At 38.0% G+C, this 23,405-nt stretch carries 17 protein-coding genes and 2 tRNA genes; 11 read left to right on the top strand and 8 right to left on the bottom strand.

Annotation, left to right across the window (positions count from 1 at the left end):
• Position 1 precedes the first annotated feature (1 nt).
• The 5 genes from D1013_RS17625 to D1013_RS17605 are packed head-to-tail and all read left to right on the top strand — an operon-like array spanning position 2 to position 6,256.
• Positions 2-1,228, top strand: coding sequence for a restriction endonuclease subunit S (locus tag D1013_RS17625; protein WP_121850074.1), 1,227 nt, complete (start codon positions 2-4; stop codon positions 1,226-1,228).
• Positions 1,228-1,677, top strand: coding sequence for a GIY-YIG nuclease family protein (locus D1013_RS17620; RefSeq protein WP_121850073.1), 450 nt, complete (start codon positions 1,228-1,230; stop codon positions 1,675-1,677). The genes D1013_RS17625 and D1013_RS17620 overlap by 1 nt, the downstream gene beginning before the upstream one ends.
• Entirely contained in the window at positions 1,677-4,529 is a 2,853-nt protein-coding gene (locus D1013_RS17615; protein WP_121850072.1) for a type I restriction endonuclease subunit R, read from the top strand. Before D1013_RS17620 ends, D1013_RS17615 begins: the two co-directional genes overlap by 1 nt.
• 14 nt (positions 4,530-4,543) lie before the next feature.
• Positions 4,544-5,614 (top strand): phosphoribosyltransferase-like anti-phage protein, encoded by a 1,071-nt coding sequence (locus D1013_RS17610; RefSeq protein ID WP_121850071.1) that lies wholly within the window; start codon positions 4,544-4,546, stop codon positions 5,612-5,614.
• A gap of 24 nt (positions 5,615-5,638) precedes the next feature.
• Positions 5,639-6,256 carry an NADAR family anti-phage protein gene (locus D1013_RS17605; protein WP_121850070.1) on the top strand — a complete coding sequence of 206 codons (618 nt, stop codon included), beginning with the start codon at positions 5,639-5,641 and terminating at the stop codon, positions 6,254-6,256.
• Between the two features lie 143 nt (positions 6,257-6,399).
• On the opposite strand, the gene D1013_RS17600 is transcribed toward D1013_RS17605, so the two are convergent.
• The 3 genes from D1013_RS17600 to mutS all read right to left on the bottom strand — a co-directional run bounded on the left by D1013_RS17600 (position 6,400) and on the right by mutS (position 9,392).
• Positions 6,400-6,484, bottom strand: a tRNA-Leu gene (locus D1013_RS17600).
• A gap of 101 nt (positions 6,485-6,585) precedes the next feature.
• Positions 6,586-6,658, bottom strand: a tRNA-Gly gene (locus D1013_RS17595).
• Between the two features lie 121 nt (positions 6,659-6,779).
• Entirely contained in the window at positions 6,780-9,392 is a 2,613-nt protein-coding gene (gene mutS, locus D1013_RS17590) for a DNA mismatch repair protein MutS (protein WP_121850069.1), read from the bottom strand.
• Between the two features lie 148 nt (positions 9,393-9,540).
• Between mutS and D1013_RS17585 the strand changes: the two genes are divergently transcribed.
• Positions 9,541-10,083, top strand: a complete 543-nt coding sequence (locus tag D1013_RS17585) for an RNA methyltransferase (RefSeq protein WP_121850068.1) — start codon at positions 9,541-9,543, stop codon at positions 10,081-10,083.
• Here D1013_RS17585 and folK read toward each other — a convergent pair.
• Positions 10,080-11,234, bottom strand: coding sequence for a 2-amino-4-hydroxy-6-hydroxymethyldihydropteridine diphosphokinase (folK, locus tag D1013_RS17580; RefSeq protein WP_121850067.1), 1,155 nt, complete (start codon positions 11,232-11,234; stop codon positions 10,080-10,082). The genes D1013_RS17585 and folK overlap by 4 nt on opposite strands.
• A gap of 299 nt (positions 11,235-11,533) precedes the next feature.
• Between folK and sppA the strand changes: the two genes are divergently transcribed.
• The 3 genes from sppA to D1013_RS17565 all read left to right on the top strand — a co-directional run bounded on the left by sppA (position 11,534) and on the right by D1013_RS17565 (position 17,091).
• On the top strand, positions 11,534-13,297 hold the full coding sequence (gene sppA, locus D1013_RS17575; RefSeq protein ID WP_121850066.1) for a signal peptide peptidase SppA: 1,764 nt from the start codon (positions 11,534-11,536) through the stop codon (positions 13,295-13,297).
• A gap of 201 nt (positions 13,298-13,498) precedes the next feature.
• On the top strand, positions 13,499-14,209 hold the full coding sequence (locus D1013_RS17570; RefSeq protein ID WP_121850791.1) for a queuosine precursor transporter: 711 nt from the start codon (positions 13,499-13,501) through the stop codon (positions 14,207-14,209).
• A gap of 131 nt (positions 14,210-14,340) precedes the next feature.
• The gene (locus D1013_RS17565) at positions 14,341-17,091 is read left to right on the top strand and encodes an AsmA family protein (RefSeq protein WP_121850065.1); all 2,751 of its coding nucleotides are present in this window, start codon (positions 14,341-14,343) and stop codon (positions 17,089-17,091) included.
• A 21-nt stretch (positions 17,092-17,112) separates the two neighbouring features.
• On the opposite strand, the gene D1013_RS17560 is transcribed toward D1013_RS17565, so the two are convergent.
• The 4 genes from D1013_RS17560 to D1013_RS17545 all read right to left on the bottom strand — a co-directional run bounded on the left by D1013_RS17560 (position 17,113) and on the right by D1013_RS17545 (position 21,167).
• On the bottom strand, positions 17,113-18,369 hold the full coding sequence (locus D1013_RS17560) for an aminotransferase class V-fold PLP-dependent enzyme (RefSeq protein WP_121850064.1): 1,257 nt from the start codon (positions 18,367-18,369) through the stop codon (positions 17,113-17,115).
• A 191-nt stretch (positions 18,370-18,560) separates the two neighbouring features.
• Positions 18,561-19,265: a TVP38/TMEM64 family protein gene (locus D1013_RS17555; protein WP_121850063.1), complete on the bottom strand. Its 705-nt coding sequence runs from the start codon at positions 19,263-19,265 to the stop codon at positions 18,561-18,563.
• A gap of 14 nt (positions 19,266-19,279) precedes the next feature.
• Positions 19,280-20,275, bottom strand: coding sequence for an NADP-dependent oxidoreductase (locus D1013_RS17550; protein ID WP_121850790.1), 996 nt, complete (start codon positions 20,273-20,275; stop codon positions 19,280-19,282).
• 97 nt (positions 20,276-20,372) lie between these two features.
• Positions 20,373-21,167 carry a DUF2797 domain-containing protein gene (locus tag D1013_RS17545; protein WP_121850062.1) on the bottom strand — a complete coding sequence of 265 codons (795 nt, stop codon included), beginning with the start codon at positions 21,165-21,167 and terminating at the stop codon, positions 20,373-20,375.
• A gap of 67 nt (positions 21,168-21,234) precedes the next feature.
• On the opposite strand from D1013_RS17545, the gene D1013_RS17540 reads away from it, so the two are divergent.
• Positions 21,235-22,749, top strand: a complete 1,515-nt coding sequence (locus D1013_RS17540) for a GH3 auxin-responsive promoter family protein (RefSeq protein ID WP_121850061.1) — start codon at positions 21,235-21,237, stop codon at positions 22,747-22,749.
• Between the two features lie 73 nt (positions 22,750-22,822).
• Positions 22,823-23,392, top strand: coding sequence for a hypothetical protein (locus D1013_RS17535; RefSeq protein ID WP_121850060.1), 570 nt, complete (start codon positions 22,823-22,825; stop codon positions 23,390-23,392).
• Positions 23,393-23,405: the final 13 nt, after the last annotated feature.

Raw genomic sequence — 23,405 nt, 5'->3', positions numbered from 1 at the left:
TATGCAGCATGAAAAACAGTTAGTGCCGAAATTGCGGTTTCCTAAGTTTTATAATGAGTGGAAAAAAATAATATTTGAGGACTTGTTTACTTTCTCGACAGGTAAAAATATTAAGCAGAGTGAAGCATCACCTGATTTTGAAATACCCTGTGTTCGTTATGGTGAGTTGTATCATTTGTATTCTGAAGTGATAACTTCAGTTATAAACAAGACAAATCTTGAAAGGTCTGAATTGCTTTTTAGTAAAGGTGATGAAATATTGTTGCCATCAGCAGGTGAAGACCCACTAGATATTGGTTCAGCTTCTGCATTACCTTTTAGAGATATTGCCATTGGAAGGACAATTAATATTTTAAGACCCAAGATAAAAGATGTTTACTCTCAGACATTTGTATCATATTTTATTAATCAAAAGCTAAAGAAGAAAATAGCAACCCTAGCAAAAGGGGTAAGTATTAGTAATGTTTATAATTCTGATTTAAAGAAATTAAAAATTAACTTACCTATTCTCCCTGAACAACAAAAAATAGCCAATTTCCTGTCAGCATTAGATGATCGCATACAAGCCTTAGAAAAAAAGAAAACCCTTTTAGAACACTACAAAAAAGGAGTAATGCAAAAAATATTTAAACAAGAGCTAAGGTTTAAGGATGATGATGGGAAAGAGTTTCCAGAGTGGGAAGAGAAAAGATTGGGTGATTTTTTAATTCACAAATCAAAAAGAAATAAAAAATTAGAAATCAACCAAGTATTAAGTGTTAGTAATTCCAAAGGGTTTATCCTGCAATCAGAACAGTTTGATAATCATAGAGTAGCAAGTAAAGATGTTGCAAATTATAAAATCGTAGAGAAAAATGATATTGCTTATAATCCATCAAGAATTAATGTTGGCTCTATTGCTACTTTAAAGGATTATGATAAAGGTATTGTTAGTCCTATGTATGTGATTTTCGGTTTAAAAAATAGTTTGGACTTAGCCTATTTTGAGAATTTAACAACTACATATTTATTTAATCATTTAGTTAAAGTTGGTTGTTCTGGTAGCGTTAGAGATAGCCTGAATTTTGAAGATTTAGAATCTTTCAAATTGAATTTTCCTTGTTTAGAAGAACAACAAAAAATAGCTTCATTTTTAATGGCTATCGATAAAGAAATAGAAATTATAAGCACTCAAATAGAGCAATCAAAAACGTATAAAAAAGGGTTGTTACAACAAATTTTTGTGTAATGGTATATACAGAAAGGGAAATAGAAATTTTTGTGAATAAATTTGAAAATGAGTTGATTCAAGCTGAAAAAATCAAATTTTCACTAAAAAGAACATGGTCCTCAAACTTTCCAAACAAACCTGGGATATATGCCATTTTTGATGAAAATAAATTAGTCTACATTGGTGAAACCGCCAACCTCAAAGAACGTATGAAGGAGGTCAAAAGAACTTATAATCATAGCTTTAGAAGAAAACTAGGCAGGTTTATTATAGAGGGTGCCAAAATCACTAATGGTAAATTTGAAGAGACACTCGAATTGAAACTTAATGATTATTATTTAGAGCGCATTTATTTTACTTATAAAGAGATAAATTTCGGAAGATTGGAAGTAGAATCGCATCTTATCCATCGTCACCACACAAATGGATTATTAAACTCATTAGGCAAAAGAAATAAAATAAATTAATGAGTACACAACCAGAGCAGGTATTAGAAAATCAGTTAATTCAGCAACTTTCAACTATCGGATATGCCAAAGTCAATATTCCAGATGAAGCTGCTTTATTGGGTAATCTAAAAGCTCAATTAGAAAAGCATAACAATATCACGTTTACGGCTAAAGAGTTTGAACGTGTGCTCAATATTCTTAGTAAAGGTTCAGTATTTGAAAAAGCCAAAACACTGCGTGAAAAACAACATATTGTACGTGATAATGGCGACAACCTATATTTCGAGTTTCTAAATACAGAACATTGGTGTCAAAACCAATACCAAGTTACCAACCAAGTGACTATGGAGGGTTCTTATAAAAACCGCTATGACGTTACATTATTGGTTAATGGATTGCCATTAGTGCAAATAGAATTAAAGCGTAGAGGCTTAGAAATGAAAGAAGCCTTTAATCAAATAAATCGCTATCAGAGGCATTCGTTCGGTGCTAAATCAGCTCTATTTCAATACGTGCAAATATTTGTAATTAGTAACGGTGTCAATACCAAATACTATGCAAATAACAGGCATCAATCTTTTAAACAAACGTTTTATTGGACGAACAAACAAAATAAGCGTTTAACTAACATTCTTAATGGGTTTACAAGTGAGTTTTTTGAGCCTTGTCATATCTCTAAAATGATTTGTAAATACGTTGTATTAAACGAAACCCATAAAATTTTAATGGTGCTTAGACCGTATCAGTTTTATGCAGTCGAAGCATTGATTGATAGAGTGAAAAACTCAACCAAAAATGGCTATATATGGCATACTACAGGTTCTGGTAAAACGCTCACCTCATTTAAGGCAAGTCAAATCATTATGAAAATGCCACAAGTTAAAAAGGTGGTATTTGTAGTAGATAGAAAAGATTTAGATTACCAAACTACTAAGGAGTTTAATAGCTTCTCAAAGGGCAGTATAGATGGTACAGACAATACAAAAGCCTTAGTAAAACAGTTTAGCGATGATACAAAGATTATCGTAACCACCATTCAAAAGCTTAATACTGCCATCAGTAAAAAGAACTATTTAACCAAAATGGAACAACTGAAAGACGAGCGTATCGTCTTTATTTTTGATGAATGTCATCGTAGCCAATTTGGGGAAACACACAATCGTATAAAATCATTCTTCAATAACCATCAAATGTTTGGTTTTACGGGCACACCGATATTTGCAGATAATGCAGTAAAAAACGAATTAGGAAAGCGTACTACTAAAGAGTTATTTGGTGAGTGCTTACATAAATACGTCATTACAGATGCGATTAAAGATGAAAACGTACTTAAATTTTCGGTAGAATATGTAGGGCGCTACAAACAAAAAGAATCTGCAACTGAAATTGATATTGAGGTAGAAGATATTGACCGTAAAGAGTTAATGGAATCTCCAAAGCGATTGGAAAAAATTGCAGATTACATTATTGCCAACCATAACAGAAAAACACATAGTAAAGAGTTTACTGCAATGTTTTGTGTAGGTAGTACAGATATGTTGGTGCAGTACTATGATATTCTGCATCGAAAAAAGGAAGAAGGTAAGCACAATCTTAAAATTGCAACCATATTTAGCTTTGTAGCCAATGAGGACGATGCAGATGCCAACGGTTATATTCCAGAAGAAGTGTCGGTAGTCGAGGAAGCAGCAGCCTTATACGGGATGAACAGCCATAAAAGAGATAAATTAGAAAGTTATATAGGACATTATAACCAGATGTTCGGTTCTAATTTTTCAACAAAGGACAGCCAGTCTTTTTACAATTACTATAATGATATTTCAAAGAAAGTTAAAGAACGTAAAATTGACGTACTGTTGGTGGTAAATATGTTTTTAACAGGTTTTGACAGTCCTGCTTTAAACACCTTATATGTAGATAAAAACTTAAAATATCACGGATTAATTCAAGCCTATTCACGTACCAATAGAATTGTAAACGAGCAGAAATCACAAGGTAATATTGTGGTGTTCCGTAATCTCAAAAAAGCAACAGACGAAGCTATTACACTCTTCAGCAATAAAGAAGCTATTGAGGTTATTATAATGGAACCTTATGAAGAATATGTAGAAAAATTCAATGCTACCTTTATCGATTTATTGCAAGTAACACCAACCGTAAATAGTGTAAATGACTTAGTAAGTGAAGAGGATGAATTAGAATTTATCAAGGCATTTAGAGAGTTGATGCGTCTAAAGAACACGATGACCACTTTTGCTAATTTCGATTGGGAAGATTTAGCAATGGATGAACAGTTGTTTAATGATTTTAGAAGTAAATACTTAGACCTTTGGCAAAAAACAAAACACGATACAGCAAAAGAAAAAGTATCAATATTAGATGATGTAGATTTTGAATTAGAGTTAATTCACAGAGACGAAATCAATGTAACTTATATTCTTAAACTACTGACAGCTTTAAAAGACGCGAAGAAGTCAGAACAGGAAGCTAAGAAAAAGGAAATTGTAGATATACTCTCTGGTGAAGCCAATTTACGAAGCAAACGAGAATTAATAGAAAAGTTCATTCAAGACAGTTTACCGCATATAGAAGATTCAGATAACATTCCACAAGAGTTTGAGAAGTACTGGACAGAAGAACAACAAAAAGCATTTGAAACCTTTGTAAAAGAAGAAAACCTATCATCAGAAAGAACTCAAAAACTAATTGAAGATTATCTCTATGCAGAAAGAGAACCGTTAAGAGACGAACTCTTGAACCTAATTGAAGGTGATAAGCCATCAGTATTAAAACGTAAAACTATAGGCGATAGAATCCTGCAAAAGGTGATTAACTTTGTAGATACTTTCATTAATGGAATGGATAACTAGTATATGAGAAATTGATGAAAGAAATAGTAGAAAAAATATATGAAATTATAAAGGACTACCAGTGTGACTATCCCGACAGAAAGTTTGAGATAACGGTTGAGCATATAATAAATTGGGCAAATCAATTTGGTGATGATGCAGAATTTGTATTGAGTGAGTTATTATATTTTTTACCAGAAGTTTATATATCGAAGGAAAAGGCTAAAGATTTATTACGCACAAGACTATTAGAAATTCAGAAGTTTTATGGTTATAAAACAATGAATGAAATGGTGGTTAACACACATTTTTTCGATACCCAACAAAACTATAAGAGTCAATCCGAACTACTTGTGCTAATTGATGATATTCTTCAGAGAGAGTATATGATTAATTACAAGGACAGCATTGATAACCCTAAGGCAAACTACATTTATTTTGACGATATTTTAGCAACTGGCGGTACGGTGTTTCGTGATTTATCAAACTGGCTTGAATCTAAGGATGATGGCGTAAGCGAAAATTATAAGGCTATTATCAATAAAACAAAGACATTAGCCATTAGTTTGTTTTGTTATCATTCATTTGGTTATAGCAATATGGAATGGCGTTTAATGAAGCAATTTGACGATAAAATTAAAAAGACTCTTATAGTTGGTAAAGACTATGTGGTTGAGAATCATATTAAAACAAAATGGATTGCAGAAAATCAAAAATTGAATTGTGTATATCCAATAGAAGAGCAATCACAAAAAACGTTAGAATATTTGGCGGGATTGGAAGCTGAAAATGATAGCGTACCTGCTTTTAGGCCCTCCAACTTACCGAAAACCGAAACATTTTTTAGTAGTCCTGAGAACAGAATCAAACTTGAAAAAATTTTTTTGGAAAAAGGAATTGAACTTCTTAGGAAGGTTCAAAAAGATGATCCAGATAGACGAAAACGCCCATTAGGTGATACGGTTCGTTCTCATAAAACTTTTGGTACAGGCACATTGTTTTTTACTTGGCGCAATATCTCTAATACTTGTCCATTAGTTTTTTGGTGGGATGTGTCAGGACACAATTGGACGCCACTTTTTTGCGTTAAGAACAGAGGGCAATAGATAAAAATTTCTATATTGTACAAAATGAAAATTACAGAACGTACTTATAATAAAAACGAAGTAGTCTTTTTTAAAAGCACTAAAGCTAATTTTGGAGGGTTGTCCAATATGGCCCCGGGTTATTCACTTCGCGTAAATGATATTATCATTCCTTCGGCAGAAGCCTTGTACCAAGCTTGCCGTTTTCCTTTGTTTCCAGCAATACAGCAAGAGATTATTGAGCAGAATAGTCCTATGACTGCCAAAATGAAAAGCAGAAAATATTTACAATACACAAGACAGGATTGGGAGGAAGTTAAATATTCAATAATGTATTGGGTTCTTAAGGTTAAACTGTCTCAGAACTTTGATGAATTTTCTAAAATTTTAATCAATACGAACAGTAAGGCAATAGTAGAATTATCTGATAAAGATAAAGATTGGGCTGCTGTTGAAGTTGAAAAAAACCTATTAGTCGGTAAGAATGCATTAGGCAGACTTTTAATGCAACTCAGGGAAGAATATATTCATAATGATAATTGCGTTGAATGCGTTCAGCCAATTGATATTTTTGGTTTTTTGTTGTATGGTTCAGAGATTGAAACGGTATGCAGTCCAGCAACTGAATTTGAGAATAACCTACTATTTGATTTAGTGCAATAGCTTCTCGCACTTATTAAAAGAAAATAATTCTAAACCCCCAATTTATTATCTCAAACTTCGAATATTGAATAGTAATTGTTACTATTCTGTTACTGTTTAAAATAAAAAACCCTGAAAATCAATTGATTAACAGGGTTTTGGTGTACTCGAGGCGGGACTTGAACCCGCACGGCCATAATGGCCATTGGATTTTAAGTCCAACGTGTCTACCAATTCCACCACTCGAGCCTCTATTGGCTTGCTTTATTTCTGTTTAAAACAGAAATCAAAAGCTAAGAGCTATCGCTAACTCATAAATAAAAAAACGCCGGCAAGCGGCGTTAGTTTTGAGCGAAAAACGGGATTCGAACCCGCGACCTCCACCTTGGCAAGGTGGCGCTCTACCAACTGAGCTATTTTCGCATTTAAAAGAACAAACTAACTCGGTTTGTTAGCGGATGCAAATTTAATACAATTATATAAATTGCAAAGAAAAACTAATTAAAACTTGCATCAATTTTCCTTTCCTTTGAATATGACGAATTTAAGAAGTCGCTTTTTTGCTTTTGCTCAGCATGCGCTTAATCTCGTTCAATTTCATCAACGCTTCAACAGGCGTGAGCGTATTGATATCTAAATGAACGATTTCTTCTTTTATTTGCTCCAATAACGGGTCGTCTAGGTTAAAAAAGCTAAGCTGCATCTCGTCTTGGGCCAACTGAATTTTATCGGTAAGCTCTTCGCTCGAGTGTGATTTCTCTAGCTTTTTTAGAATCTTGTTCGCTTTATGGATCACTTGTTGCGGCATACCCGCCATTTTGGCCACATGAATACCAAAGCTGTGCTCACTGCCACCCGGGGTCAACTTACGTAAGAAGAGTACATTGTCTTTCAGTTCTTTCACCGAAACGTTGTAATTCTTGATTCGCTCGAAGGTGTTGGCCATTTCATTGATTTCATGATAATGGGTAGCAAAAAGAGTTTTGGCACGAGCCGGATGCTCATGTAGATATTCACTGATGGCCCACGCAATTGAAATGCCGTCATAGGTGCTGGTACCACGGCCTATTTCATCGAGTAAGACCAGGCTGCGCTCACTAAGATTATTCAAAATAGAGGCCGTTTCGTTCATTTCTACCATGAAGGTCGATTCTCCCATAGAAATGTTGTCGCTAGCACCTACGCGAGTAAATATTTTGTCTACGTAACCAATTTTTGCAGCTTCGGCCGGCACAAAACAACCCATTTGGGCCAAGAGAACGATTAGGGCGGTTTGCCTTAATATAGCAGACTTACCGCTCATATTGGGCCCGGTAATCATTATTATCTGCTGGTCGTCACGATTTAAAAGTACATCATTGGCGATGTAAGCCTCGCCCAAAGGCAGCTGTTTTTCAATTACGGGGTGTCTGCCATTGGTGATTTCAATATCAGTAGTCTCGTCTACCTCTGGCTCCACATAATTATTCTCTTTAGCGAGCTGGGCAAAACCGCAAAGACAATCCAATTGGGCAATATGATGTGCATTGTTCTGAACTGCGTTGATGTATTCTTGCATCCAAACCACCAGTTGCGAGAACAATTGTGACTCGAGACTCTGAATGCGCTCTTCCGCCCCAAGAATTTTCGCCTCATATTCTTTCAATTCTTCGGTAATATAGCGCTCGGCATTCACGAGGGTTTGTTTGCGGGTCCATTCGCCAGGTACTTTATCACGGTGCGTATTGCGAACCTCGATGTAATAGCCGAAAACATTGTTTGATGCAATCTTAAGAGATGTGATGCCGGTTCGCTCTGTTTCGCGGGCGAGCATTTGGTCTAAATAATCTTTGCTTGAAAAGGCCAATGATCTTAATTCATCCAATTCGGAGGAAAAGCCATCTGCGATGGTCTTGCCTTTCGACATGTTTACCGGTGCTTCTTCGTCAAGCATTTCCTTGATTCTTTGGCGAAGCAGATCGCAAGTGTTCAATTGGTCTGAGATGAGGTTGAGAGCCTCCGACTGGCAATCTGCGGTAATTTGTTTGACAGGCACTACGGCTTCCAGCGAATTTTTAAGTTGAACAACCTCTTTTGGGTTGATTTTGCCCGTAGCCACCTTCGAAATTAAGCGTTCTAAATCGCCCATTTGCTTAATCGATTGCTGCAGTTTTTGATGCAGCCCCTCTTCGGTAACTAAGTGGGCGACTACTTGATGACGACGCTTGATTTTTTCAATATTTTTTAGGGGGAGTGCTAACCATCGCTTTAACATTCTACCTCCCATGGGTGATATCGTTTTATCGATGATATCCAGTAGGGTTACGGCATTCTGATGCGGTGAATGGTATAGCTCGAGGTTTCTGATGGTAAACCGATCCATCCAGATATATTCTTCTTCCGGAATGCGTTTAAGGTTACTGATGTGCTGTAATTGCCTATGCTGGGTCTCCGAAAGGTAATGTAAGACCACCCCGGAAGCTATAACCCCTAGGTTCAAGTGGTCGACCCCGAACCCCTTTAGCGTTTTGGTCTTGAAATGATTGGTGAGCGTTTCTAATGCATAATCTTCTTGAAAGACCCAATCTTCCATAAAGAAAGTGTGAAATTGATTCCCGAAAAGTTCCAAAAATTCTTTTTTGTGGGTTTTCGGTACCAGTACCTCGTTCGGTGCAAAGTTTTGAAGCAGTTTGTCAATTTGTTCTTCAGAACCTTCAGCGGTCAAAAACTCACCGGTAGAAATATCGACGAATGAAACACCGAGTAACTTTCTGCCAAAATGAACGGCGCATAAAAAATTGTTCGACTTGGCATTTAAAATATCGTCGTTCATCGCCACACCGGGTGTTACAAGTTCTGTAACCCCTCTTTTGACGATGGTCTTGGTCATTTTTGGGTCTTCGAGCTGATCACAAATAGCAACCCGTTGCCCTGCTTTGACCAATTTGGGTAAGTAGGTGTTGAGCGAATGATGGGGAAAACCGGCTAACTCGGTGCGGTCACCTCCGTTATTTCTATGGGTAAGAATGATGCCTAAAATTTTGGAAGCCTTTACGGCATCTTCTCCAAAGGTTTCATAAAAATCGCCCACGCGAAACAGCAGAAGGGCATCAGGATACTTTGTCTTGATGCTATTGTACTGCTTCATTAAAGGAGTGACTTTTTTTGCTTTTCCCATATGGCTCAATCCAATTTATAAAGGCTATTTTTGCCCGCAAGTTCAAAGAACGAATGTATCAATTTTGCCACGGAAACCCCACAGTTGTTGATATTTAGGAATAACTTTATCAACATTGGTTTCTTCAAAAGGGCAGATATCAAGAAATATGAGAAAACTAAGAAACGAAGAACTGGAAAGGCTTGATGTCGAATCGTTTAAAAGGGCTCAGAAAGTACCTATAGTATTGATATTGGATAATATTAGAAGCCTTAATAACATAGGTTCGGTTTTTAGAACTGCTGATGCTTTTTTGATTGAAAAAATTTACCTGTGCGGCATAACGGCAACCCCTCCTCATAAAGACATTAGAAAGACGGCGTTGGGTGCTACCGAAAGTGTCGAATGGCATTACGTGAAAGATACCGTCGAATTAATAGATACTTTGAACAAAGAAGGTTATGTGACTTTGGCAATAGAACAGGCTGAAGGTGCCCAATTCTTAAATGAGTTTAATGTGCGGGCCGACCATAAGTATGCCCTGGTTTTCGGTAATGAAGTAAAGGGTGTGGCCCAACTTGTAGTGAACTCTTGCCAAGGGGTTATCGAGATACCTCAATACGGTACCAAACATTCCTTGAATATTTCGGTCAGTGCCGGGGTCGTTGTTTGGGATTTTTGGTCGAAGTTAAATGCCCTGAAAGCTAATTAGGAGCGTACCGAGGGTAAGTGAACGGCAAACTTTAAAATCTTATCAAGAATAGTCTCATAGTCATCTTGACTTTCCACAAAATCAAGATCCTCTAAATCAATGACCAGATTGTTCTGCTCTGGATAACTTTTGATGAAATCAAAATACCCCTTATTGATTTGTTCTAAGTACGTAGGGTCGATACTTTGCTCGTAATCCCGGCCTCTTTTTTTAATGTTTTCCAATAACCTATCGGTCGATTGGTAGAGGTAAACATATATTTTGGGCTTTTTGACCTCTTTGTACATCAAATGGAACAGCTTGCGATAAAGGGCGTATTCATCTTGCTGCAGCGTAATTCTTGCAAAAATCAATGATTTATATATATCATAATCACTGACCATAAAGCTTCTGAAAAGATCGTATTGTGAGGTGTCGTCGGTAAATTGTTGGTATCGGTCGGCCAAAAAAGACATTTCTAATGGGAAGGCGTATCTAGCTTTTTCCTCGTAAAACTTCGGAAGAAAAGGGTTGTCGGCAAAGCGTTCCAAGACCAATTTACCATTAAAGTCCTCAGAAATTTTATGCGCCAAAGTAGTCTTACCAGCCCCAATATTGCCTTCAATGGCAATAAAGTTAGTGTTGGCAAATAGCTCTTCACGGTTTTTATATAATCTGAAAACCGTTTTTTCGAGGCGGCCCTTGTCGCGACATTCCTGAATAAGGTTGCGTGTATCTTTGTTAACCACCGGATGATAGAATTGTGGGGCAATATCCGCTAACGGTTTGAGAACGAATTTGCGATAGCACATTTCGGGGTGGGGTATGACCAATGTTTCCGTAAATAACGTTTCACGATCGTAATAAAGAATGTCAATGTCAATGGTTCGAGCTTGGTAGCCCTCTTCTTTGAATCGTACCCTTCCCAGCTGGCTTTCAATCTTTAAAAGGGTGTCTAAAAGTTTTTGGGGTGATAGTGCAGTACTGATTGACAAGCATACGTTCAAGAAATCATCGGAATCAAATCCCCAAGCACTGCTTTTATAGATGGGCGAAATGCGTTGCACATCCCCCGCCATTTTCTGAATCGAAAATACCGCAGATTGTAGGTTGTTCAGGGTGTCGCCCAGGTTGCTGCCCAACGACAGATATGCAAGTTTATGTTCGGCCATATTTGTAAGACAAAATAACAAAAAGAAGTGGGTAAGTTCAGCGACCGTTTATCAATAGTTATTCACCATTTTTTAAATATTGAAATTCGATACTGTCGCCATAAAAGCTAATTGAGGGCTTGGTCGAAATTATAAATAACGCTTTTGCTTACTGCCAATGGTATCTAGCTGGGGTGTATTATCTTTGAGCATTTTATAAATGCGATTATCGGTTAATTCTTGATTTGAAGTTATTTCTTATTGGAAGTAACAATTTCAACTTTCGAACGACCGATAGATTCTAGAATCGATTTTAGAGTATGAAATTTTTAAGAAACCTTTTGGCGGCCATATTGGGCTGCATGATAGCTTGTGGTATCATCTTCGTCATGTTTTTTCTGTTTGTAGGTATTGTAAGTAGCAGCGATGAGACGGTTGCCGTTAAGCCCAACTCTGTTCTAGAACTTCAATTTCAGCAACCTATTAGCGATTATGTCGGTGATAACGCTCTAGATCCCTTTGCTGGAGGGCTATTTGAACAGAACCAAGGGCTAGATGAAATTCTTCAGGCCATTATGGTGGCGAAAGATGACAATGATATTAAAGGTATTAGTATCAACAACAACTTTATTATGGCTGGTTTGGCACAGACTCAGGCCATTAGAAAAGCACTTCACGAGTTTAAAGAAAGTGGTAAGTTTATTTATACCTATGGCGATTTCTACATGCAAAAAGATTACTACCTCGCCAGTGTTGCCGATAGTGTTTTTCTAAATCCGGTGGGGGTTCTTGATTTTAGGGGACTTTCTTCAGAGGTGCTGTTTTTTAAAGATTTACAAGAAAAGACAGGAGTGAAGCTAGAGGTGATTCGTCACGGAAAATACAAAAGTGCGGTCGAGCCATTTATTGCTAATGAAATGAGCGATGCGAACAGAAAACAAATCAAAGAACTGATAGGTTCGTTGTGGAATTCGATGGTCGATGATATTTCAGAAGGAAGAAATATCAGTGCTGAAAATCTGAATATAATTGCCGATACCTTAGGAGGTCGCTCCCCAGAATATGCGCTTAACTCTGGTCTAATTGACGAAATAGCATTCTATGATCAATACGAAGGTAAGTTGCGAAATGCCTTGGACTTAGGAGCTGATGAGGATTTAAACATCGTTCAATTAAGCGATTACGTGTTAAGGTCCAATAAAAAAGTTTTGAAAAAAGGTAAGGATAAGATAGCCATTGTTTTTGCCCAAGGTGAGATTCTTTATGGTGAGGGTGGGACTGATGTTATAGGTCAAGGCATCATTAATGAAGCTATCATCAAAGCAAGGGAAGATAAAGAAGTAAAGGCGATTGTTTTAAGGGTCAATTCACCTGGGGGCAGCGCCCTAACCTCCGATATCATCTGGCGTGAGGTTGAATTGGCCAAAGAAGTGAAGCCTGTTGTGGTTTCAATGGGCAATGTAGCCGCGTCGGGAGGGTACTACATTTCGGTCGGTGCGGATAAAATTTTTGCTGAACCGACCACTGTAACGGGTTCTATCGGGGTTTTTGGAACTGTACCAAATATGGCGCAACTTGCAGAAGATATCGGCATAAACGCCGAACAGGTGGGTACCAATAAAAACGCCGTAGAATATTCTTTGTTCGAACCGATGGATGAAGGTTTTAGAAAAGTGGTTCAAGAAGGAATCGAAAGTACCTATCAAACATTTTTAGAAAGAGTTTCCCAAGGCAGAAATATTTCAATGGCAGAAGCTGATAGCCTGGCCCAAGGCAGGGTGTGGAGCGGGGTCGATGCCAAAAGACTGGGTCTGGTAGATGAACTGGGTAACCTAGAAGACGCCATTAATAGTGCAGCGGAGTTAGCGGGTATTGATAGTTATGGCATTAAGAAATTCCCTAAATACAAGACGGGCCTCGAAAGATTTATGGAAGATCTAGGGGGAGCTTCTGCCAGTCTGAAGGAAAAGTTCATCAAAGACGAAATAGGAACCGAGGCTTATTCCATTTTAAAAGAGGTGCGCACGGCAATGGACCAAAAGGGGGTTCAGGCAAGAATGCCCTTTGTTCTTACCATTAAGTAAGGTGTCGCTAAAAAGCCAAGGTAATTATTTAAATAACTTTAGGTTCAACCTATATTTTTTAAAAGGTTTCCAAAATGCTATGTGTTGAAGCCTTTTATAAGGGTTTCGGTTATGGCTTATTAGCTAATTTTTGTTGTTTTGTAAAGATAAACAAGCGCAAGAGAGTATCTTGTTTAGACAGCTACGATGACTTCAAACCTTATGACTGCAAAAGATAAGCGCCTCGCCTATAAAATTTACCTTTATTTAGGAGCTTTGTTCATTACCTCACTAGTGGTGTCGAATCTAATTTTTCAAAAATTTTTCTATTGGAATCCCTTTGGTGATGTTGAAGTTTTTGGGGTGTCGCTTTTTGAAATATCCGTGGGTATTCTGCCCTATCCGATAACTTTCTTGATTACCGATTTAATCTCTGAAATTTATGGTAGGCAGAAGGCCAATCAAATAGTTACGGCCGGTATTTTTGCCTCGTTCTTTTCTATGGGAATTATTTTAATCGCCGAAATAGCTCCTGCTATTGATTCATCTCCCATTAATGATGAGATTTTTACCAAAGTGTTTGCTCTATCACCTATTGCCGTTTTTGCCTCTATGATTGCCTATCTGCTGGCGCAGTATATTGATATAGCCATTTATCATTTTTGGAAAAGGGTCACGAAAGGTAAATACCTATGGGTGCGTAACAATTTCTCAACTTTTCTCTCTCAGTTTATAGATACCTTCACCGTAGTTGGCCTGCTTTGTATTTTTAAGATTTTGCCCTGGGAGCTTTTCTTCGGACTCGTAGTGAGCGGCTTCATTTTTAAGATTTTTATAGCATTCATAGACACTCCTTTCCTGTATCTTTTCGTATATATACTAAGAAAGAGGTTCAAACTGCAGATTGGTGAAGAAATTGAACTAGAGGTATAATAACCGTTCAATTTGAGAGTTGTATCGATACGGCCAATAAACTGTAGTAATGAGCCAATACAACAAATGAATTTTAGGTAGGTTACCACCTTTAAAAAGTTGGTTCAAATACCGGTTCAAGAAAAAAATATATGAAAAAGAAAATTTTCAAGATAGTAGGTATAGTAGTGGTGTTGATTATTGCGCTGCTGATTGCAATCCCATTTTTTTTAGAGGCCAAAATTGGCGATATTATTAAGAACAATGTCAATAACAACCTCAATGCCACCTTAGACTTTGAGGAGGCTGACTTAAGTCTTATAAAAAGCTTTCCTAATGCCGAAGTTGGGTTGAAAAAGGTAACCCTCATTAATAAGGCTCCTTTTGAGGGCGACACTCTTTTTGCTTCAGACCAAGTGGCTTTAAAAATGGGTCTAGGTGAACTTTTTAAAGGAGCCGGTGAGCCTATTGGCATTAGGAGCCTTACCATTGATGGGGCTTTGTTGAATATGACCATTGATGAGCAAGAGAATGCCAGTTTTGACATTGCCAAAGAGGATACCAGTACCCCTGAAACCTCACAAACTAGCAGTACCGAAGGTTTTAGTTTCGATATGCAATCTTACGAAATTTCGAATGCCAAAATCGTTTATAATGACCGAGCGGCCGGTATGAAGTTGGTAATAGAAGAGATGCAGCATAAGGGCAATGGTGATTTGTCTTTAACCACTTCTGAACTGCAGACCAACACCAATGCGCTGGTCTCATTTGAAATGGATAGTACCAATTATCTCAATAGGAATAAAGTGCAACTCGATGCGCTAGTGGGTATAGATTTGAATGAGAATAAATATTCTTTTCTGAAAAATGAGGCATACGTTAACCAATTGCCTTTGGTATTCGATGGCTTTGTGAAGGTCAACGAGAACAACCAAGAAATAGATATCAGCTTCAAGACACCATCCTCAGATTTTAAAAACTTTCTGGCGGTTATTCCTGAGACCTACAGTAAAAATATTGAGAACGTAAAAACTACAGGGAATTTTATTGTTGAAGGAGAGTTTAATGGTGTAGTAGATGAAGAGCATATACCCAAGTTCAACATTAAGATTAATTCTGAAAATGCTTCCTTCAAATACCCTGATTTGCCCAAATCGGTTCGAAATGTTTTTATTGATACCGAGATTATTAATACCTCCGGAATTGTAGAAGATACCCGAGTCGATATTGAAAGGTTGTCTTTTATGATTGATGAGGACAAGTTTAATATGAACGCCAAGATTAGCGAATTGATGGGCAATACAAAAGTAGATGCCCATATAGATGGTAGAATGAACTTGGCAAACATTGAAAAGGCATATCCTGTCCCTCCTGGGTTGAATTTAAAGGGATTATTGGTGGCCGATGTCAATACGGCCTTCGATATGAATTCCATAGAAAAAAAGCAGTACGCCAATACTAAGACCAACGGAAATCTTAAACTAAGCGATTTTGAGTATAAGTCTGAAGAAATTCCTAACCCCGTAAAGCTCAAAACCACTCAAATGACCTTCAATCCGAAAACGGTTACATTGAACGAATTGAGCGGTAGTACAGGAAAAACTGATTTCAGCGCAACGGGTACCATCAATAATTTATTGGGCTTCATGTTCAATGATGAAATGGTAGAAGGTAATTTTAATTTGACTTCCAACACGTTTGCTTTAAACGATTTTATGGTCGAAGAGGAAAGTGCTGAAGATAATTCCGGCTCCGAAGATGAAAAAGGTACTTCGAAAGGCTCGACGACCGAAGAGAAAATTAAGATTCCTTCATTTTTAGATGCGACCATCAATGCATCGGCAAACACCGTATTGTACGATAATTTGACGCTCAAAGATGTAAAAGGCACGCTACGAATTAAAGATGAGAAGGCGACTCTTTCAAATATGACATCATCGATTTTTGATGGTAAAATGGCTTTCAATGGTGAAGTTTCTACTAAAGAAGAAACGCCTTCTTTCGCCATGAAGCTCGATATGCAAAAACTGGAGATAGCCGAAACCTTTCAATCATTGGAGCTTTTTAAATCTTTGGCCCCAATAGCCCAGATATTACAGGGTAAACTCGATTCTGATATACAACTCTCGGGTAAGCTTACTGATGATTTGCTACCTGACCTTCTAACGTTAAGTGGTAACATTTTGGCCAATGTAATGACTCGTGAAATCAATTCGGAAAAGGCTCCATTATTATCGGCCTTGGATGGTAAACTGGATTTTATCGATTTACAAAAGCTCAATCTTGACGAATTAAAGACCAAATTGTCATTTGAAAATGGGTTAGTGAACGTAAAACCTTTCACACTTAAGTATAAAGATATTGCCATTAATGTAGATGGTAACCATTCGTTCGATAGAAAGTTGAACTATAAGGCTGTGATGGAAGTTCCAGCAAAGTATTTGGGCAAAGAGGTAAACAAATTGATTGCTGAAATCGATGATAGTAGTCTACAAAATTTGACTGTTCCGGTGGTAGCGAATATTGGTGGTAATTATTCAAGTCCGAACGTGAGTACCGATTTGACGGCCGGTATCAAATCGTTGACCAATCAATTGGTTGAAATTCAGAAGCAAAAATTGATCAATAAAGGTAAAGACAAGGCCAAAGATTTAATAGGTAAGGTGCTTAATAAAAATAAAAGCAAAACTGATTCTGCTAAGGCCGCGAATACGAAAGAAGATGTGAAGAATGTGATTGGGGGTATTCTTGGAGGCGCCAAAAAAGATACGGTCAACGAGGCTGCCACAGATACCGTCAAGAAAACGGATGAAGATGTGGTTAAAGAAAAAGCCAAGAATATTTTGGGAGGTCTGTTAGGTGGTAAAAAGAAAGAGACGGACCAAAAGTCTTCGGGCAATTAAAATGATTCCTTAAATCCGGCTTTAACCAGTCTTTGCCAAAGTTTTAATGCCATCGATGAATTGGTCGAGTTCATCTGTAGTGGTAAAAACATTGGGGCTGATTCTGCAGCCATGAACATTGGCGCCATCTACCGCTACAGTGAATATTTTGAAATCTTCCATGAGTCGGTCGGCTAATTCTTTGGGCGTCATATTGGCGAGGCCCACATTGGCAATTCCGCAGCTGCGCTCAAGATCCACAGGTGTATTTACTATCACATTTTTTAATGGTCGAATGGTATCACTCCAATAACGTTGCAAATATCTTAAGCGGTCTTCTTTACGTTTCATGCCAATTTGCTCGTGGTAATCTATGGCATCGTTAATAGTTAAATCGGTATGGACGGGGTGCGTGCCTGTATGGTTCAGTCTGCCGATGTCGTCGGGTTCGCGGTCATGCTCTGCCAAGAGGGGCCATATTTTTGCAATTTTGCTTTTTGAAACATACAAGAAGCCAGCACCGAGTGGCGCGGCCAACCATTTGTGAAGACTCGTGCCATAATAATCACAGCCGAGGTCATCAATATCAACTTCAAAATGCCCGATGCAATGTGCTCCGTCAACCAAGACCTCTACTCCTTTTTGATGTGCCATGGCACATATTTTTTTAATAGGAAGAATGTGCCCCGTTATGTTAATCATGTGACTTACAAAAATTAACTTGGTCTTTGGTGTGATAGCTTCTTCATAAAGTCTTATAATTTCCTCATCGGATTTAGGATGATTGGGAACAGAAACCAGCTTATTGTTGATTCCGTAGCGTTTTGAAGCTAATTTGAACTGCTCAAGCATGGCTCCATAATCTTGTTCCGCCATTATAGCCTCATCTCCCTTTTTCCAAGGATATCCTGCGATAATTAGGTCAAGAGATTCTGTGGCATTCCGAGTAATGATAAGTTCATCAGGTGCGCAATTGACCAGATTGGCCAATCGCTTGGCAGCATTTTTTTTATTGTCCCATTGAACGGTACGCATGTAATAAGAGCCTTCGTAATTAACCATTCGCATGTGCCCTTGAAGTTTTTCTAGGGTAGGTCGCGGAATGATATTGTAGTAGCCGCTCTCAAGATTGATATAATCGGGTTTCAGGTCATAGTCTGAACGGATGTTCATCCAAAAATCATCGGAAACTGTTCTGGTGTGAAAGGATTTCGGGTGATTACCAAGAGTGGTATTTGGTAGAAGGGGTACCGAAATAGCCAATTGGCCAAATCTTTTTATAAAAGTTCTTTTGTTCATGGGAGGGAGGTTATCTCTACATAAGGTAAGATTTAATTATCTGAAATTGATGAGTTTATAGAAGGATTTAAGAATGAGAAAAAAATAGAATGCTAAAATGACAATAGTTGGTCGAAGCGAGGATGGAATTAGGAAAATCTTAAAGTAAAGGAAGATGAAAGCCTTGGCCTATAATGACCCATTTAGTGTACTTAAGATTCTTTTCTCTTTTTGTCCCACCAAATGTAGGCTAAGAAAAGTGCTAAACTGGCCAAAGAACCCCAAAGTAGGCCTGTTTTCAAGTTATCGCTATTTTTTCCTAGAAGGGCGATAAAAAATATGAGAGGGGCTATACCTATCAAAGTGGCTCCTATAAACTTCCAATAGCCCATTTTTAAAATTCCCCCGACAAAACTGATTGCATCATTTGATAAAAAGGGATTGAGCCTAGTGATGATTACTGCCCAAAATCCGTAATCATCCAAAAACTTTTCAACCTTTTTCTCCGATTTATGGCCGATGATTTTCTCCACTCGACCTTGCCCCAATAAACTGCCGATAAAGTAGCCCACACTCGAAGCGCAGAAAACGGAGGCGAAAACTATTAAACTGCCCCAAATAGGCCCGTAGGCAATAATGGAAACAACCATGAGCATAATGGAGGGGATGACAATTAAAAACATCTGTGCAATCATCGCTAAGATTAGAACCAACGGACCCCAAGCACCAAATTTTTCGACCCAGCTTTTGGTTTTTTCATTATCCCCACTTTTCAAGACGGCCCATGCCTCATCGAAAAATTGCTGAATCGAGGGAACGGTAAAATAACCTACCACCAATAGACCCAAAATGGCCAACGAAACAATCGTTGGCCAGTTACTTTTTGAAGTGCTATTTTTAGTTGATGAAGCATTCATTCACAAGCAAGTGCTTATATCTTTACAACCATTTTACCTTTATTCTTTCCTTCAAAAATATCGAGAAATGCTTGCGGAATGTTCTCGAAACCTTCGACAATCGTCTCTTCATGAGTTATTTTCCCCTCCTGTAACCATTGAGCCAATTGTTGAATGGCATTTCCAAATTCTTTCGCATGGTCTCTGACCAAGAAGCCCTGCATCAATACCGTTTTTTTGACTAAAATACCTTCATGACGAGGGCCTGTCGGGGTTTGTTTCGCATTATATAAAGAAATGGCCCCACAGTTAATGACCCTTCCGTTCTTATTGATGTTGTTGAGGGCCGCATCTAAAATCTCTCCGCCCACATTGTCATAATAAACATCAACACCGTTTGGGCAAGCTTCGGCCACGGCCGCGATCATATCATCTGTCTTTTTGTAATTGATGCCCTCGTCAAAACCAAACTTGTCTTTCATCAGGTCTAATTTTTCATCGCTGCCGGCAATACCGACAACCCTGCATCCCTTGATTTTTCCTATTTGACCCACGGTACTTCCCACGGCGCCAGAAGCTCCCGAAACCAAAAGGGTTTCACCTTCTTTAAGATCAGCTATTTTTTCGAGGCTGATATAGGCGGTAAGCCCAGTAAGCCCTAAAATTCCGAGATAGGCCGATAGAGACGCCTTCTTGGGGTCGACCTTGTTTAACCCGGTTCCTGCAGATGTTTGAAACTCTTTCCATTTAAGCATGCCAAAGACGAAATCTCCTTTAGCAAAATTTGAATTTTTAGAATCCATTACTTCCGCAACTACCGTTGATTCCATTGGAGCATTAAGCTCGAAAGGAGGGATGTATGACTCTTCATCGTTCATTCTTCCCCTTAAATAAGGGTCGACGGAAATATACTTTGACTGAAGTAAAATTTCACCATCCTCGATTTTGGGTTGCGGCTCTTCCGTAAATTTGAAATCGCTTAGTTGAGGTTTTCCAGTGGGCCTATTAACTAAATTGATGACATTGTTCATAAACATGATTTTAGAATTGAGGTAATCAAATTTAGTCACCTCTTAAATTTTGCCTTAACTGGATAGATGATGATTTTGCCTGCGAAGGCCTAACTTATTAGGCGATAGTCAGTGAAACATAATAACCTTCGCTACCTCTAACATTAAAAACAGTATTGTCTTCAAATATGAAATATTGTCCTTTAATACCTTTTAAAACTCCTTTGTACGAAGGTGTTTTATCTAAATTAAGGCTTTTAACCTTCTTTGGGTACTGTAGTACAGGAAAGTTAAGATTGGTCTCTGAATTAGATGCAATAAAATATTCCTGAGCTTCTTCGGGTATGTAGGTTCTTAGCTTGTTTCGCCATTCGACCAAATCTTCGTCTTCTACGTCATTGGTAAGCATTTTACGCCAATTTGTTTTGTCGGCAATATGATCTTTGAGGGCAACTTCAGTGATTCCGGCCAAATATCTATTGGGTACTTCTACTATTTCAATAGCTTCATGGGCACCTTGGTCGATCCACCTCGTTGGTACTTGCGATTTTCTGGTAACGCCCACTTTGATGTTGCTGGAGTTAGCCAAATAAACAATGTGTGGCTGTAGCTGTGCCTTTTTTTCATACTCGAGATCTCGGTCTTCTTGGTCTAAATGTGCCGTGCTTAATTCTGGTTTCATGATCCAATCGCCAGCCGCAGGTGTTTCGTAAAAGCAAGTTTTACAGAAGCCTTGTCGATAAATAGGCCTGTCTTGCCCGCAATTAAGACATTGATATTTAATAAAATCGATTTGCAGTGTTTTGTCAAGAATTTGATTTACATTGAGAAAATCGTTCTCAAAAAGCATAAAATATTGGATCGGATCTCCGGGTTCGGTTTGCATTTTTCGTAATACGCCTTCGTACTGCATAAAAGATTTTTCGATTTGAATATGATAACTAATAAAGCTAATTTTAGCAGGTTAAAGATACCTAAAAATGCCGATTCCGCTTTTTAATTCCATTGCATCGTGGCTGCTCAAAAAAAGATATCATCAAATAGAACTTTTTTTGAAATACCCGGCCGAAGTTCAAGAAGAGGTGCTTGATCAGTTGCTTGAAATAGCGGAGGATACCGAAATCGGAAAGAAGTATGACTTTCAGTCGATTGAAGATTATAAGACTTTTAAAAATCGCCTTCCTATAGTCACTTATGAAGAGGTTGAGCCCTTAATAGAGCGTACAAGAAGAGGTGAGCAGAACCTCTTTTGGCCCACGTCGATTAAATGGTTTGCCAAAAGTAGTGGTACGACCAATGCGAAAAGTAAGTTCATTCCGGTAAGTACCGAAGCTTTGGAAGATTGCCATTATAAATCGGGCAAAGATCTTCTGTGTCTCTACCTTAACAATAATGAAGATTCCCAATTGTTCACCGGCAAAAGTTTACGGCTTGGTGGTAGTAAAGAGTTGTATCAAGATAACGGTTCCGTTTTTGGTGATTTGTCGGCCATTCTCATCGATAATATGCCCTTATGGGCCGAATTTAGTAGTACACCAAGTAATAAGGTGTCTTTGATGAGCGAATGGGAAAGTAAGCTAAAGGCAATTATTAAAGAAAGTACCCAAGAAAATGTCACGAGCTTGGCAGGTGTTCCCTCATGGATGCTGGTCTTGCTCAACAATGTGATTCAAGAAACCGGTAAAGACCATCTATTTCAAGTTTGGGAAAATTTAGAGGTTTATTTTCATGGAGGCGTCAATTTTAGCCCTTACAAAGACCAGTATAAAAAGTTGCTGCCACGCAAGAGTTTCAAGTATTACGAAATCTATAATGCTTCAGAAGGTTTCTTCGCCATTCAAGACAGAAATGGGGCCGATGACCTACTTCTGATGCTCGACTATGGTATTTTCTATGAATTTATACCTATGGATGTTTACGGTACCGAACAACAGGAGGCCATACCTTTATGGGAAGTTAAAATCAATGTAAATTATGCTATCATAATTACCACTAATGCTGGTTTATGGCGTTACAAGATTGGGGACACAGTTCGGTTTACTTCCATCAGCCCTTATCGAATTAAAATTACAGGTCGTACGAAGCACCATATAAATGTTTTCGGTGAAGAACTTATTATAGAAAATGCCGAGGAAGCACTAAAAAGTATTTGTAAAAAAACCGGTGCGGAAATCAAGGATTATACGGCCGGACCTGTTTTTATGGATGGGAATGAAAAAGGGGCCCATGAATGGATAATCGAATTCAGAACGCCCCCAAAAGATCTAGCTTATTTTACCGAGTTTTTAGACAATGCCTTAAAATCTTTAAACTCTGATTACGAGGCAAAGCGGTATAATAACATTACTCTCAAGAGCCCTAAAGTACATATGGCGAGAGAAAACCTTTTCTATGATTGGTTGAAGGCAAAAGACAAGCTGGGTGGTCAGCATAAGATTCCCCGATTGTCAAATAAGCGTGACTATATCGAAGAATTGCTTCACATGAACAAATAAAAGAGGAAAATTGTCGTTTAATACTCAAATTGGATATTAAACTTAACCGACCGACATTTTAATCTAAAGAATTATGGCAGAAAGACTTGTGATCATCTCCGACATGTGGGGTTCAAAAAAAGGACTTTGGATTACATCGTACTTAGGCTATCTTCAGCAATACTTTAATATTACTTTTTATGATAGCCAGCAGCTGGCAAATCTAAAACTTCCTGTAAATACAGAAGAGAACATTCATAATGCCTTTATGAACGGGGGCATTGATACCGCTGTGGCGCATTTGTTAAAGAAAGAAAAAGAACCGGCCCATTACCTTTGCTTTAGTATTGGGGGTGCGATTGCTTGGAAAGCAGGTATTCAAGGTTTGCCAATGAAGTCTTTTTATGCAGTTTCTTCAACCCGCGTACGATCGGAAGACGAAAAGCCTAATTGTGAAATTCGGTTAATTTTTGGCGATAATGATATTTACAGACCAAAGACCGCTTGGTATGAAAAGATGAAAATAAACCCAGAACTTATTGAAGGGTTCGGTCATCATATGTACACCGATGATAAAATAATTCAAAAAGTCTGTCTAGACCTGTTGAATACGGTTACGCATAAAGCGGATAAATCAAATACAAAAAAGGAAAAAGCGGTTTAAAAACCGCTTTTTT

This window comes from Euzebyella marina, from assembly GCF_003687485.1.
Lineage (GTDB): Bacteria > Bacteroidota > Bacteroidia > Flavobacteriales > Flavobacteriaceae > Euzebyella > Euzebyella marina.
Note: the sequence above shows the minus strand (reverse complement) of the source record. Positions and strands in the feature narration are given on the sequence as shown.